Annotated in this window: 7 protein-coding genes; 4 read left to right on the top strand and 3 right to left on the bottom strand. The window is 40.9% G+C overall.

Going from position 1 to position 16,710, the window contains the following annotated elements; all coding sequences use genetic code 11:
• The first annotated feature begins 70 nt into the window (after positions 1-70).
• Entirely contained in the window at positions 71-4,558 is a 4,488-nt protein-coding gene (locus EXT47_RS18705; RefSeq protein WP_130127297.1) for an EAL domain-containing protein, read from the top strand.
• A 45-nt stretch (positions 4,559-4,603) separates the two neighbouring features.
• Here the strand turns inward: EXT47_RS18705 and EXT47_RS18700 are convergent, their stop codons facing one another.
• The 3 genes from EXT47_RS18700 to EXT47_RS18690 form a co-directional block, all read right to left on the bottom strand.
• The gene (locus EXT47_RS18700; protein ID WP_039491673.1) at positions 4,604-7,387 is read right to left on the bottom strand and encodes a hybrid sensor histidine kinase/response regulator; all 2,784 of its coding nucleotides are present in this window, start codon (positions 7,385-7,387) and stop codon (positions 4,604-4,606) included.
• A gap of 118 nt (positions 7,388-7,505) precedes the next feature.
• Positions 7,506-8,396 (bottom strand): cation diffusion facilitator family transporter, encoded by an 891-nt coding sequence (locus EXT47_RS18695; RefSeq protein WP_039491675.1) that lies wholly within the window; start codon positions 8,394-8,396, stop codon positions 7,506-7,508.
• Positions 8,397-8,900: 504 nt separating this feature from the next.
• Positions 8,901-9,386, bottom strand: coding sequence for a GAF domain-containing protein (locus EXT47_RS18690; RefSeq protein ID WP_039491849.1), 486 nt, complete (start codon positions 9,384-9,386; stop codon positions 8,901-8,903).
• Positions 9,387-9,456: 70 nt separating this feature from the next.
• On the opposite strand from EXT47_RS18690, the gene EXT47_RS18685 reads away from it, so the two are divergent.
• Genes EXT47_RS18685 through EXT47_RS18675 form a run of 3 tightly spaced genes read left to right on the top strand, consistent with a single transcriptional unit; the run spans position 9,457 to position 16,635 of the window.
• The gene (locus EXT47_RS18685; protein ID WP_039491851.1) at positions 9,457-14,151 is read left to right on the top strand and encodes an ATP-binding protein; all 4,695 of its coding nucleotides are present in this window, start codon (positions 9,457-9,459) and stop codon (positions 14,149-14,151) included.
• A 29-nt stretch (positions 14,152-14,180) separates the two neighbouring features.
• Complete coding sequence (locus EXT47_RS18680; protein ID WP_039491677.1) at positions 14,181-15,386, top strand: EAL domain-containing protein; 1,206 nt, start codon at positions 14,181-14,183, stop codon at positions 15,384-15,386.
• A gap of 46 nt (positions 15,387-15,432) precedes the next feature.
• Positions 15,433-16,635 (top strand): response regulator, encoded by a 1,203-nt coding sequence (locus tag EXT47_RS18675; RefSeq protein WP_039491679.1) that lies wholly within the window; start codon positions 15,433-15,435, stop codon positions 16,633-16,635.
• Positions 16,636-16,710: the final 75 nt, after the last annotated feature.

Here is a 16,710-nt window from a genome sequence, read left to right as displayed (position 1 = left end):
ATCAGCTTAGTTTGATTTGGTAACATGTTGTTAAAGGACTAAATGAGATTGGATAGAGAAAGGTCTTTTAATGAAGCAAGCGCTATTGTGTTTTTTTATATTATTTTCTTTGTGTTGCATAGTCGCGCCTAGCCACGCCCATAACTTCGGCCAATATACTTCTCGCTTCTCTGTCGAAGAAGGCTTAAGCCAGTCTGCAATCACTGCCATAACACAAGACAAACATGGCTTCATTTGGATAGGTACTCTGCAAGGGTTAAACCGATATGACGGCAATCAACTCATTAATATTGCCGCTGCTAAGGGTCTTGATGAACAAGAAATAGTTGGGTTATTCAATATATCGAATGATGAGCTTTTGATCTCTACAGGTGCCAGCGGCGCGTTTTTACTAAATGTTGATGACTACACAATTCAACAAATCTACGACGGTAAACGCCAAGACAGTAACGCAGTTCCAAAACCCATCGCCACTGCTATTGGTCATCGAGAGAATATCATCTTTTCCATTGAAAGTGATCTCTACACATTGGACAGCAATACGTTAAAATCAGAATTACTCACTCACTTCAAACCAAGTAGCTACATTCGCGCCATAAACATTATCGGTAACTTTGTGATTATTGGTACAACAGAAGGCCTGTTCACTTATTCTCTTGCAACCGGTAACGTAGAGCAAATAAGTTACACTGATTCAAAATCAGAACTCAGTCATGATGTTAAATTACTCAAACGCGACCCATCGTTGGGACTCCTTGTTGGTACTGTAGAAGGTTTATATGTCATCCCAGTCAGTAACCAAACACTGGTTGCTTCAAAAAGCTATGAGCTTGTTCCTGAGAAAAATATTTGGGGACACCAAATCACTCCCTATGGCGAGTTTATTGCTACGGAGCATGGATTGTTTCTTATTGATAGAAGAAAAAAAACCAGCTCAAAAGTCCTATCCTTAACCGAGGGACAATATCGCCTCACTAATCCCAGTATCACTAAGCTTTACGCAGATAGAAACAACAACCTATGGATGGGTACATATAATGATGGCGCATATTTATGGCCTTCCAGCTCCCTGCGTTTTACCACATTCATCAGTACTCAAGACAGATTTGCCAACAACAATATCTGGTCAATTCATCCTACCAGAAAAAATACGGTGCTCCTTGGTACAGATAACGGCATTAACGAGTTTGATTTAAGCACCCGCCAATTGAAATCTAGCTATTTGCAAAATAGAGATGCAAAAGCACTATACGGAGCAGATGCCGTATTCTCTATTTTTAATTCTTCACATTTCGACGAAAATACCTTTCTAATCCAAACAACTCAAGAGACCGCGCTATTTAACATCGACACCAAACAGCTAAGCCCAATTACGCTTGAAAATGGTGACAAACTTGAGCCATATAGTTGGGGTATCGCTAAGTACTCAGAAAGCAAGTTTCCATTTATCAATAGCAATGGGTTTTACGAATATGATGCAGCCACCAATACGGTACGCGCTTTAGAGGGATTATCAAAACAGCTGGCAGCGGCACAAAGCTTTTTGATCCTGCCGCCTTTGGATGCGACCGATGATGAATATTGGATAAGTACGGACATCAGTTTGGTCAAATATAATGAGTCAACAGATACCCTAACAACGATTTACAACAAATCGGATAAACACTTGGTCTCAGCCGTTAATAGTTGGGTAGTAGATAGAGCTGGAACGCTATGGTTGGCAACCTCAACCGAAGGTCTTGTCGGGATCAATAAAGATACTTACGCCGAAGAATACAAGCTAACGACTGAACAAGGTTTGATGAGTAATGCTATCTACAACCTCCTGTTGGACAGAGATGGAATGATTTGGGCCAGCAGTCAACGCGGCATGTTTAAATTTGACCCAATAAATAAAGTCTTGGAAACCTTCGGAACGAATCAAGGCCTGCCGACGCTTGAGTTTAACGGCGGCGCTGCAGCAGCACTTGAATCTGGCAAGCTGATGTTCGGCACAGTCAACGGTTCTATCACTTTTGATCCGGAACAGTTCTCAGATAGTGCTGTTAAGCGCCGCCCACTACTGATCACCCAAATGGATATCTTAAGCAGAGATCAAACCTACTTAGCCCCTGACGCAATTTTGCAAGCACTTGATTTTAAGTTTGACGACATGGGCATAGAGCTACAGTTTTCTGACTTTGACTTCAATGCCGATCATCACATTCAATACCAAGCTTCTTTGCATGGCCCAAGTGCACTGACGTTTTCAAGCTTAAAACGAAATAAAGTATTTCTAAATCAATTACTCCCTGGTGATTATCAGTTACTCATTGCACCGCGTTCACTTGACAGTGAAGACCTGAGCAACGCTCTCAACTTGCGCTTTAATGTTGCCCACTCTCCTTGGCGCTCGCCTTTTGCATTAAGCTTATACAGTCTAAGTGCATTCGCGCTGATATTGCTCATCATTATCAAGCACAAACAAAAACAACGTCAGCTTGAAACGGCACTTAGAGCCGTAACGCATGCGGGAAGACAGACAAAACTGGCGTTGAAATCAACTAAAAGCGGTGTTTGGTCGGCGGATCTCGCTGCACGCCAGATCACACAACAGCGGGCCGAAGCGCTGGGCTTTGAGAGCGATACCATGACGCTGCAAGAGCACTATAACGCCATTCACCCAGATGATAGAGAACTCGTCGAACGTGCTTGGAAGAAATTTATTTCTAACCCAACTAAAGAGCAGCTCTCTCTATCTTATCGACTGCGCTGCGCAGACAATAATTGGCATTGGTTTCACGACTTTGGTCAAGTCGCAGAATTTGACTCACAAGGTAAAGCCACTGAACTGCACGGCATTTATACCAATGTAACCACGCAAAAAGCGAACCAGATGCGCGCAAATATGCTGGGCGAGGCCTTCAGCCAAGTGAACGATTGGATTTTGATTTTAGACCCTAATTTACAACCCATTTCAGTCAATAGTAGCTTCTGTAGAGCGTTTCAACTGCAGGAAAACGAAGCGTTAAACGACTTAACGACCGAGCGTTTTGTTAATGCTATCGGGCAAAAGAAGTTCCACGGTTTAATTGCAAATTTAAAATCTCTTGGACCGAATCAATATCTAAGACAGGAAGTTCAAGTTACAGACGGCTGGGATAAAGTGCACCCGGTTCAACTTAGTATTAGCGCGGTTTCCAAGGACAATGTGAACCTCCAATACTTCGTGGTCGTTGTTACCGATCTGACTGAGCAGAAAAAAGCCGAGAATGAACTTAGATATCTCGCCAATTTCGACGCTTTGACGGAGCTGCCGAATCGCAGCTTAATGCTACAGCACATTGAATTTGCACTGTTTAACGCAAACAATACACAGCAAAGCTGCGCCCTACTCTTTATTGATTTAGATAAATTTAAACCAATCAATGATGCCTACGGACACCATATCGGCGATAAATTACTGGTCGCGATAACCAAACGGATCAAAGAGCAAATTAACAATAACTGTATCTTAGCAAGACAGAGCGGTGATGAGTTTCTCGTGCTAATTAAGTCCTTCCCTAGTATCGAATATGTGAGTGAAGTAGTTACCCGCTTAGTGAAGCACATACCCGAACGTATTGAAATTGATGGGATCACCATGAGTGTATCTGCCAGTATTGGCGTTGCGGTTTATCCATTCGATGCACCGGATTCAGAATCCTTGATCCGTAATGCGGATATCGCCATGATCCATGCAAAGCAGTCGGGAAGAAATGCATTCAAGTTCTTTACTGAGTCAATGAATGAAGAGATCAGTAAAAAGCTTCGGTTAGAAACCGCAATGAAAACGGCGGTTAAAGACGGTGAGTTTTTCAATCATTATCAGCCTATCATCAATACCACTACAGGTCAGCTTGCAGGCGTCGAATTACTTATGCGCTGGCGCAATAATGACATGCTAATTCCTCCATGCGATTTTATTCCAATAGCAGAAGAAAGCGGTTTGATTGAAACCTTGACTGAACAAGCGCTTATCAGAGCCTTGATAGAATTGCGTCCATTGTTTACACAAGAACCCGACTTTTATTTATCTCTTAATTTAAGCGCAGTTCATATTTTACGCTCAGACATTGCCCACCAATTCACTGAGATTTTAAAAGCGCATGGTCTCACTAACCGGTGTTTAAGACTTGAAATCACCGAGTCAATCTTTATGTCTGATATGGTTAAGGCTCGGGCAACTATCAACGAAATGAAACGGGCTGACTTTGTATTACTACTCGATGACTTCGGCACCGGCTTTTCGTCACTTACGTACCTGAATGAGTTCCCTCTTGATATCATAAAAATTGATCAAGGATTTGTACGTAACATGAGCGCAAAACCCGCGAATAAATCTATCATTAGAACCATTTATTTACTGGCACAAAGCTTAAACATGAAGTGTATTGCAGAAGGTGTAGAGACAGAATCTCAGCTTAATTACCTAAGAGACGTAGGCTGTGAATATATGCAAGGCTATCACTTCGCAAAGCCTATGGCGATTGACGATTTACTGGCATTTTACGAACAGCATGAACGCTCAAGAGCTTGACCTCGGGCTCAATACTTTAATGTAGTGACTGCGGGCTAACAAGCGTTAGCCCTTATCTAGCGTTTCACTATCAGGCAGTTCTGAGCGCTGCCATTCACTAAGTTTTTGATAGAGTTCATTAATATCAATGGGTTTTGCAATAAAATCATCCATGCCCGCCTGGATACATTTTTGTTTATCTTCCTCGTAGGCGTTGGCTGTTATCGCAATAATATGTGGATTGCCATAAATATTTGGCTCGTTTCTGATTGCTTTGGTACAAGCAAAACCATCCATATTCGGCATTTGGCAATCCATTAAAACCAAGGCATAGTTCTTCGCCTTCATCGCTACTAAGGCTTCGACTCCGTCGTCCACTTTGTCTAACAAGCAATGGGTTTTCTCGAGCAACTTACCAACAACCACTTGGTTAATTTTATTGTCTTCTACCAATAGAATATCAAGGCCGTTGAAATCAGGTGCCCCAACTTCTTGTTGCTCTCTCTTGACCCCCTGCCCTTTTGAGGCCGGAATATCTACATAGAATTGACTACCAAGCCCAAGCTCACTGTGAATCCTTATCTCACCATGCATCGCTTCAACTAGTTTTTTAGAAATGGCTAAGCCAAGTCCAGTACCACCAAACTTTCTTGTGGTTGAAAGATCTGCTTGAGTAAACTCATGAAATAACGTTTCCTGCTGCGCTTTTGAAATGCCGATCCCAGTGTCAGCAACGGTAAACTTTAATATCCCACTATCATAATGGACGGAGAATGTGATCTGGCCTTTGTTGGTAAACTTTCCAGCATTGCTGAGTAAATTATTTACCACTTGTGATACACGTAGTTCATCTAACTCAAGGTATGTAGGTAGTTCACTACCCTTTTCGTACTTAAACTCAACGCCATATCTGACATTGGAAATTTTAAAAATGCTGACCAAACTGTCGAGCATTTCTTGCAAGTTCACAACTCGACGTTCTATTTTCAAAGCCCCCGCCTCAATTTTAGAATAATCCAAAATATCATTGAGGATAAGCATTAGATTCTTTGCCGATTGCCGTATAATTGTTATTTGGTCTGCCATCTCATTGCTAAGGCTTTGCTCTCTGATCAAGCTATCCGACATACCGATAATTCCATTTAACGGCGTTCTAATTTCATGGCTCATATTGGCAAGGAATCGGCTCTTGGAATGGTTGGCAGCATTAGCGGCTTCAACGGCTTTGGTTAGCTCTTCCGTTTTCTCAGCGACTTGCTGCTCTAATTCACGATTGAAGTCGGTAAGCTTGCGGTTAAGTCTTTCGTTTTCCAAGCTTGCTTGGTTTTGTTTTGTAAAACTCAGTGTTAGCTTAAACGCCAACTGATTGAACTGTTGCTGCAACTCAATTATTTCTAGAAAGCTGCTGTCTGCATTGGCCGAATTTTCGATTAAAGTTGAAGGTTCGTAAGCACGAATATCATGACTGAGCGCCACAATTGGACGCACCAACAATCGCGTGAGCTGACGGACAAAAATAGAGCTCAATATAATAATCGCAAGCGCAAGCCCCAATGCATCTGACCAAGCTTCAGCAGCAACTAAGTTAAGATACTTACGGTCAAGCATAGTAATAACTGACCATCCATATTGTTTAGATAACGCAGCCTGTTTAAATAAGATTTGCTCGGTAGAATCTTCAAAAGTTGAGGATTCCTTATCAAATAAGGCCTGCAACACCACATCACTTGGCATATCTAGGGTTTTAAATTCGGTCTTTAACGAGCTATAAACGACCCTTTTGTGTTTATCCAACACAATCAAATTAGCATCTTCAGCAAGAATTTTTGGAATAAAGCGTTCAAACGAGCCAAATATTAAAGACCCTTCCACAATCCCCTTAAACTCTTCAGCGATAAAGATTGGTGCTGAAATTGCTACAATAGGTGCTTCATCAAAACCACGTCCTTGAAATATGCCTGAAACAAATCCTCCTGGGTATTCAGATGCTTTAATAAAATAATCTCTATCAGATACATTGGCATTTGTTCCCTTCATCGTATCAGCAAAATGCTGAGGATAAAGGTGAGTAACATTAGCATCTTTGTCCGCGACAATCGCGGTTCTAAAATTCGCATGAGTTTTTAGCAATCGCTCGATAACATAGTCGGCATCAATCCCTAAGGATACATCTGTTGCGGATATCACCATCGCGCGACGATATGCATCAAGGTAGTCATCAATTTGAGCGACAATAGAACCAGAGGCTTCTTCAAGCTGTGTTTTTATCTCAGCTTCAATTCTTTTGTAGTAATTGTTTGTCAATACAACGGTTGTCATCAATACAACCAAAACGATAACAAGGTTGACGGTAGAATTAAGAATTTGATTGAGCGGCATCCCTTGCCACTTGCTGCGAGTAAAGAAAAAGCTCAGCAAGTCGACCACAGCGAGACAAATACCTGCATTGATTAGGTACTTAGCAAGTGCAGTAAATATAACGAGTAAAGGCAATTCGAGGGCAAAATAGCCGAAAATAAATAATGCAGGCAAACCCAACAAAATCCAATAAACGATACCCCGAACAAAAAATGGCTTGGCGAAACGGACACAAACAAAGTGAAGCCACAACACTTCGAAGAAAAAAACCACAGAGGGCCAAGCATGCTCCCATCGATACCAAATAAAGCCGGCACCAATAATCACAGCAATAATGGCATAGCGCCATCCGCATAGTAGCAGGATAAATAGTACAAACAGCTGGCCAAAAAGAAACTCAGAGCTATCCAAAAACCAAATTGGCAACAGATTGGCCAGCCCGCCTAATACACCTAAGACTAAAGTTATGATGAGCGCTTGCTTTTGATTCAAATGTTACACCACCGGTTTGTGATACTGCCTATGTATAACAATAAAAAATATTTTAAAACCTGCCAAGGTAGTGTAACAAATAACTAAAAAATATATCACACATTAGGATATGTTTACCCTAATGATGAGGGCAATCATGGCTCTCTATTTGTAGCACACTACTCAGTACATTAAAGGACTTTTTCAACGCTTCTTCCACTTCTACACGACACGCTGAATCATGAGATTCGATAGTACAGTGATGCTTTAATACCACATGTGCACCAACGACAACCGCCCCATCAATTTTGCTAACCGTAATATTATGGGCGCTTTCAACATGCTCGGTAGACACAATCGTTTTCTCAACTTCTTGAACCGTCGGCAAAACTTCTGGAGGTGTAGCAAGCCCTTTAAGACAAGCAATTATCACCTTAATACCTGTAAATAATACAAAGACGGAAATCAGCATGCTCGAGAGAATATCAACCACCTCCCAGCCTGTGAGGTGTATGATCACACCTGCGATAAATGTCGATATGGTGGACAGTAAATCAAAAAATGAGTGCAAGAAAACAGCGTAGACGTTAATACTGTCTTTACGGCCTTTGTACAACACCCAAGCGGAAGCGCCGTGAAATAAAAACCCAATTGCAGCAATCATAGACATTAAATAGCTGTTCACCTCTAGATCGTGACCGCCCGCATGATGAGACAACCGCTCACTCCCTTCGAGTAAAATAATTACCGCAATTGAAAGGTAGAGGATGCCATTAATAAGCCCGCCAGTATATTCAGCTCGCTTGTAACCATCGTTATATGTTTTAGCAAGATAAACAGCCACACTTGACGCTATCAATGCGATAAACAAAGAACTATTGTGAACAAACAAGTGTCCAGCATCAGCCAATACTGCGAGAGAATTAGCGTAATAAGCACCAATAACTTGAATGATCATAAAAGAGCAAGTGATTGCAAGCGCAATCAGTAGTCTTCGGCGAGAAGCTTGGTGCGTAGTGATATCTGTCATGAAATGAGTCGTGTACCTAATTTAATATAAGATGCTACGTACAACCACAGCATAAGATGGAGCCACTTGACTAAATGCACCTCACCTTATCTTTTTATACCGTGTAGGAAAAAGCTGTGATTCAAAAATACAGAAATAAATCTAGAAATATACGTAGTTAACCTGAGCTTAGGGTAATTAATGCCTTTCTATCAGCCAGTTTTAGCGCTAACTGCGTTGAATTCACTTCCAATAGCCAGCTATTGGTGCGCAAATTCGCCTAGTTATCACCAAAACTCTCTGGCTAGATAAAGAAGTAATTTAATGTTACTTTAGAAACAATGAGTTACCTCACTCCTTATCCAAACCTCAGGTTAGTTATCGTTTAAACATTACCCTAAATGGCAATGATATACAGTCTCAATTGTAACGTTTCCACGAGTTAAATGCACTAACATTTGCGGCTGTAACGGCCGACTTGATGGAATTTTAGCGCTTATCGCTTTTACTTGTGGAAAAGTACAATTAGATTTTCTCCAGTTGAGTCACAACGTCGTTTGCGATTTGCCTTAGTATTTCACAGTCAGCTTCACTCAACTCTCGGGGCTCTAGGTCGATAACACACACAGTTCCAACGCGAAAACCGCTAGACAATATGATAGGCGCACCCGCATAAAATCGAATATGAGGGGCATTTAACACCAAAGGGTTGTCCATAAAGCGAGGATCTTCGAGCGTATCGGAAACTACGAATACCGTGTCTTCTAATATTGCATGGCCGCAAAATGAAACGTCACGAGACGTTTGCTCAGCATCTAATCCAAAGCGGGATTTAAACCATTGCCTGTCCTTGTCAACAAGACTTACCAACGCAATTGGAGCATCAAAAACATGGGCAGTAAATTGAGTAATTCGGTCCAATTCAAGTGTTGGTTTTGTATCGAGTATCGCAAGCTCCCTAAGCGCATGTAACCTAGCGGGTTCGTTTTTAGGTAACTCAGGGATTTTCATAATCTACTTAATTAGACAGTGTTTATATTTCTACTATAGTTTGTTTTGTGAGGTAACGCAGGTGGCAAATGTGAGCAAGTATTTTAAAATAATCTCCCTAACCCTTTTTTCCCTAGTCTGCTTGAGTGGTTTTTACCTTGAAATCAACGAGTTTAATAAAAATCGTGTGGTTCACCAGAGTCTGACTTTATACTACAACAACCTTTCCGCCCTAGATAAAGCGATTGATGTGATCTTTAGTCTGCAACGTGAACGCGGCATGTCCACGGGATTTAAGTCCGAGGAAGAACACGACGCGCGGCTACTTGCATATTATCAGGAAACGGACGAAAAAATAATAAGACTCACAGCTGAAAAACTCACGAGCATTAATAACTTCGATCAGTTTCAATTGACCATAAAAGACGATATACAAACACTGAGAAAGCTCAATAGACAAGCAAATATCAATCACGAGCAACTATTTCTTCGCTACACAATTTTGATAAATCACTTAATCGATACAGTCCGAACCATACAAACTGAGCAGTCCTTCATCCATAACTTTGGTAGCAACGAGGACAAAACACAGTATCAGAATATTCACACACTTATCAGAGCGATAGAGTTAGGGGGCAGACTCAGAGCTAAGATCAGCCGATACCTAACGGCAGATGAAGAGGCCACTAGATTAAGTGCAATGAGAAGCGCGCTACAATACTACGCCACTCATGTCACACTGATGGACAGCCTCAAAGATAATCAAAATACCGTACAGCTATACAATGCTGCTACGGCGTCTAGAGAGTATGACTATGTCACCTCAGCCCTAAACCGCTTTAGCCGTGGAGCTGAAGCCAACTTACCACACTATGTGTGGTGGGATAACAGTACTGCCTATTTGAACCTGCTCGCTAGTGGTAGCTTGAATTTACTTAAATATATGAAGGACTCAGCTGCTGCATCTATGCAAAAGTCACAAGAGCGAGCTCAAACCTCACTCATTATCTCTTTAACTATTGCACTGCTTTATATCATTTTAATTTGCCTATTGATTAAAGCGTTTACCGAATTAAAAATATATAAAACGGCACCGCTTAGAACACAAACTGCACAGCTCATTGTAATATTTTCGTCAGTACTTGCCGTGCTATTTGTGGAACATTTTGCAAGCCAAAAGCAGCTATTGTACCTCTCTGAAGTGCAAACTCTTAGGCAGCTAAACAACCACTCATTAGAGCGTATCAACCACCTTAAAACGCTATGGTATAAGCCACATATAGAAAGCCTTAGATATGCCAGTATTGGTACCAATGCCAATCTCACTAAACCATCTCAGTTGCAAACGCTAGACGTTAATAAGCTTAATAACACTCCGTATATAGACAAAAGCCAGATCGCGTCGTTTTATTCTCAATATCAAGAAAGTTTGCACCGTGGAGGGGTAGTTACACAAATCATAAGGGGTAATGATGGTCACCGTATATTGATTATGACGGGTCTTGGGCTATCCGATAAGGGGCTGACGCAAACACTGTATTGGTACGAAGCTCAACTAGATGTGTTACTTAGCAGCCTAGAACTCAGCCTTGATACTCGCCTAGAAAACGCATCAGGTTACTACACTAAGCAGGAAGTCGAAGCGATTAAAATTAGCGGCACACATACTCCATTAAGCCAATTACTGCTTACTAATAATCTTGACCAAACCGACTTTCTAAGTGCAAAAATCTGGGATCAGGAGCTTCAAGTGGGTACCTATGCCTATTCACGTGAAGCATTTAATCAAGATCTCTTCTACACTATAGAAATTAAGTTTATCTGGCAGGTATTGTCATTAGTTGCATTTTGCTTATTTGGTTTAGCAATTAGCTATCGCGCCCAACAAAAAGCAAAATTAGACAAGCAAGCTGCAAAAGACGCTATCCAAAAGCGCCAAACTTTATTGAATTCATCTGAAAAGCTTGCCGCCATCGGCAGTTTTGAGGTGGCTGTTGGGCAACAACTAGCACATACCTCTGAAGGCTTTAGGACGCTGTTTAACTTAACTCCCGAACTTGAGTACCATAATTTAAAACCAATTATAAAATTGCTCGATAGTGACAATAGGAAGAAGTTGCAATCAAACTTACGTTCCTTAACTCACGATCAATCTAGTGAACTTCAATTGACAATAAGAGACGAGTCTTCAACTAGATATCTAAATGTAATTCTCAATTTAAAATACTACTCAAGTGAAAATTCGCAGTTTGTTGTCGGGGTTGTAAAAGATGTAACGAATCAAGTTAATGAAAGCAATCGCCAAAAGAGAATACAAAAGGAACTCGTCGCCGCGAGAAAAGAGGCCCTAGAAAAAATGCATGAAGCTGATGTGGAAAGAATGTCAGCGCAGCATTTACTTAAAGTCCAAAAGTCGACAGAAAAGCTGCTTCAAGAAGCCATTGATTCATTTCCAGCATTTATCCTGCTAATTGATGAAGACCAGCATATAGCTATGCTGAATCAGTTTAACGAACACATCAAAAGAACTGATCACAACGAATACCAATTCATGGGAAGCTCTCTCAACAAAGGCTCTGACGTTATAGCATTTATTACCCAGCTTCCAATGACAGACAATAGCGAATTACTGTCCATGTTAGAAGAGGCAAAAGACAAAGAACAATATCAAGCACTAACAACGTGCCAGTATGTCAGTGAAGATATCCTTCACTGGTTCAACGTGTTAGTGAAAAACATCACCACAGATTCAGGGAAATACACTCTCATCTACCAGAATGATATCACTAAAAGTATCAACTTTTCTGCAGAGCTTGAGCAAGCTCGCATAAAAGCAGAGCAAGCAAGTGAAGCAAAGTCTCGTTTCCTAGCAACAATGAGTCACGAGATAAGAACGCCGATGAACGGCGTGGTAGGCATGCTGGATATTCTTGCCCAATCTAACCTTGATCATGAGCAATCTCACCTCACCAAAGTCGCAAAAAGTTCAGCATTGGTGCTACTTCGAATAATTAACGACATATTAGACTTTTCAAAAATCGAAGCTGGAAAAATGCAACTTGAATCAACACCATTTAGCTGGCAAGAAATTATTAAAGAACTCGCAGAGCTCCTTGCATATCAAGCGGACTCTAAAAAGCTCAAGCTTGCCTTTTATCTTTCGCCACAGTTACCGAATTGGCAATTAGGAGATCCGGTTAGACTGCGCCAAATTTTATTAAATCTAATCGGTAACGCGTTAAAATTCACCAAAACTACCGCCACAGCCTCCGGCTTTGTAGAAGTGACTATTGGGCGTTCTCCCGATGATGGTTATATGGAAATTAGCGTGAAAGACAATGGTAAAGGTATGTCCGAAGAACAAGTAGAAAACCTTTTTAAGCCATTTGTTCAAGCAGATAGCAGTATTCAACGCCAATATGGCGGTACCGGACTGGGCCTTTCCATTACCCACAAACTTGTTGCCATGATGGAGGGGGAGATTGACTGTAGAAGCCTAGAGGGTTTTGGCAGCAACTTTATTGTTACTCTGCCATACTGTGAAGTGCCAAAACAAACCAGCGCCATTAGCTTAACCTTAGACAGACTAAAAATTGCCGTAGTGGGTGACGAGGACAAATTTGAAAAAGATCTGCAAAATCAACTACGCATCTATGAAGCCCAATGTGAAATATTCCCTCGAGAACTGTTTAATGCGCAACTAATTGATAGTCAACAATTTGATTATCTCGTTATCACTGCAGAAGCCTTCCAACAACTCACTACAGAAGGAAAAGAAGTTTTCATCGCTGAAAGCGAGTGCAAGTATATTTTGCTAGACAATAATCAGGATAAGCTTCCGCATGCAAATAATATCAACGTCTCAAACCTCGCGCTATATCCTTATTACGCTTATAAAGTCGTTTCACACATCGCTACCTTAGAAGGGCTAATCGACAGTGAATCAACAAATGACGACAGCGATAATAAATTTAAGACATTGCCTACAATTAGTGATGCCCAAGCACTTAACAAACTAATCTTAGTCGTTGAGGACAATGTTTATAATCAGGATTTATTCAAAAGACAGCTGGCACTGCTAGGCTATCAATGCATTATCGCCGACAATGGTAAAGTTGCCTTGCAACTACTCGAACAGTATCACTTTTCACTTATTATTTCGGATTGCCATATGCCAGTGATGGATGGCTATGAATTCACGAAACAGCGTCGCGAGCATGAACGTGAACGCAATCTAGAGCACATTCCTATCATTGCAGCAACGGCTAATGCGTTAGACGGTGAGAAAGATATTTGCTTTAACGCCGGGATGGACGATTACATTGCAAAACCCATTGTCTTGCAAAAATTAAACAAAAAGCTAAAAAAATGGTTTTCAAGCAACATTCCAACAAACAGCCAAGAAGCGGAGAATACTCCCTCACTGATGGAGGAACTAGATGCGCCAACCAGACATATCGACTTGGTGATACTCAGTGAATATGTAGGTACAGATAAAGAGTTACAGAGTATTTTCTTAAGAAGCTTTGTTGACGACACAAAAAAACTGTTACAAGGGGTAGACCTAGAACATCCTGAAAGTGTCAAGAATATTGCACATCAAGGAAAAACCTCGGCAAAAGCAGTCGGCGCAACACAACTCTCTGAAAAAATGGCAGAACTTGAGCATGCAGCAAGTGAAGGTAAGCAGATAAAAATTGAAAATTTATTGAATCAATGTTTGATGCTTTTTGATAATGCACAAGCTGAAATCGCTTCTATACTTAATGTGGAAGATCTAACGTAACACGTGCTAAAAATTCAGGTCTAGTATGTATGATAAATGAAAAGCACCTTATTATTGCGATTGATGATAGCGAGCTTATTCTTACGCAATTGCAATTGTTGATTTCTAACCAGACACCATGCACTTTTAAAGGGTTTAACAGCGGCCTATCTGCATTAGGAAGTCAAGAGCTCCATCAAGCTTCCCTTATTTTGCTTGATATCAACATGCCGCAAATGGATGGTGTAGAGATATTGCGAAAATTTGCCGAACTAAGCATCCAAGCACCTATCGCATTACTAAGTGGCGAAAAAGGCCTATTCATCAAAAATACCGCAGCACTGGCTGAGCTTCATGGCCTCACCATTATATCTAGTTTAGAAAAGCCACTCTCTGCAACTAAACTAAAAGAACTTTACAGTCAGCTCCTGTCTCAAAATACATCCACCAAGTCCCAACACGCACTACAAAACTATAGTAAAGATGAGATCTATGAGGGGTTATTACGAGAAGAGTTTTGTGCTTATTTCCAACCAAAAGTCGCCAGTCCATCTGGTGCAATTATTGGTGCAGAAGTACTTGCGAGATGGCATCATAATACCGATGGCACTGTGCCACCTTCACAGTTTATCGCGACAATGGAAGAGCATAATCTTATTCATTTGCTTTCATATAGTTTGTTAAAACAGACTTTGTCCTTGCTTAGCTATAATCGAGATATTCTTAAAGCGCTTCAATTCAGTATTAATTTGAGCGTAAAAGAGCTTGAAGACATAAAACTCCCAGAAAAACTCGAGTCCATTTGCGAAGAGTATTGCACACCCACCTCTCAAATCACTTTAGAGCTAACTGAAAGTCACTTGTTGGAAAACATCAAGCGCGCGCTTGATGTGTTGCTGCGTTTAAAACTTAAAGGCTTTAAGCTGTCTATTGACGACTTTGGTACTGGATATTCTTCTATTAAGCAACTTAACGAGCTGCCGTTTGATGAACTCAAAATCGATAGATGCTTCGTTGATGGCTGTTCAACGCAACCCAACAAACGCGTCATTATCGCGAGCACCTGTGAGATGGCTCACCAACTTGGACTAGAAGTCGTCGCTGAGGGTGTCGAAGAGGTTGAGGACCTCGTCGTTGTACAGAGCTACGAAGTAGAATCGGTTCAAGGCTACTATTACTACCCACCTTGTACGCCATCGGAGTTTTTGCAAACTGTCTCAGAATCCGCATTGCAAAAGTCTCATTCTAGTAAATAATTAAAATTAATGGGCTGTGTTGTACTCTCATAGTCAGAGGGAATCTATGCATAAAAAAGACGTTGAACACGCACAACGACATCCAAAAGTGATTATTATTTGCGACGATCCAGCTGAAATGACTGGCGTTGTCGATATTGTCGCTTCTCAAGTCAATGAATACCGTACTCTCACTAGTCATAAAGAAGTAGCTGAAGTGCTAACTGAGTCTCCACCAGATGTCATCGTTATTGCTCGAAAAACGGTCGCGAAAAGTGTCGAAATCTATAGCTTGCTCGCCAAGCACGGCTTACTTAACTATGCTCATGAGAATATTTTACTGTGTGAAAATAAAGAATCAGGCGTGGCCTTTCGGTGTTGTATGAAAGGTATTTTTACCGATTACTTTGTCTACAAACCTATGTATGAGAACTACCGATTTCGTATGATCCTACATAATGCCTTAGTTCGCACAGAAGGCACATCTGAAGTTGCCAAAATCAGAGAGGAACATTTTGGTCGCATAGATGACAAACTAAAGCAATTGATTGATGATGCAGCCTTGTACCATCAAAAAGCGGATGAGACGCTACAAACGGTAAGACGTAATCTCGACAATGAAAAAGGGATTAATAAAGTTCAAGATGACTTACTAAATGAACTAAAACAAAAACATTTATCACCACTGTTGGATGAATTAGAACATCAGCTTGCCGAGAGTGTTCATGAATTAACGAAGCGATTAAAAGACAAACAATTCTCTATCGCTGAGCTTACTGCATTGCTGAGCGAAAAAGACAACTCTAAGTGCGCGCAATTAGCGCAAAATGTATTGCCAGTAGGTGATACGGGTGAAGTCGATGTCAGCGAACCACAAGCACTTGAAACCAAGCAAGAAGAAGTAAAAATAATGGTGGTGGAAGATAACGAAATTTATCGAGAAATGATAGCCAAGATCCTACGTGATGAGGGGTATAAAGTAGACTGTGAAACCAGTGGGTTAGGCGCTATAAAAACATTGAGAAAGCATAAATTCACCATGGTCTTTATGGATTTATTTATGCCAGAGCTTGATGGCTACAATACAACCAAAAATATTCGCAATATTCCACATTGTAAAAAACTTCCTATCATTGCGCTAACTAGCAATAAAAACAAAGATATAATCAGAAAGTGGGCGTCTTTGGGGCTCACTGGGTACATCACCAAACCGTCTACCAAATCATCTATTTTAAAAGCTGTGGAAAAAGCACTTACGGAAAACCAATAAGTTGCGTAAAGTACAAATCAGCAAACATTATCAAATCGAGTTCTGCCATGATAAGTCATATCAGCTCTGACGTAA

The sequence above is a fragment of the Pseudoalteromonas sp. CO342X genome (assembly GCF_004208915.1).
In the GTDB taxonomy this organism is placed as follows: Bacteria; Pseudomonadota; Gammaproteobacteria; order Enterobacterales; family Alteromonadaceae; genus Pseudoalteromonas; species Pseudoalteromonas maricaloris.
This window is presented reverse-complemented; position numbering and strand designations above follow the sequence as displayed.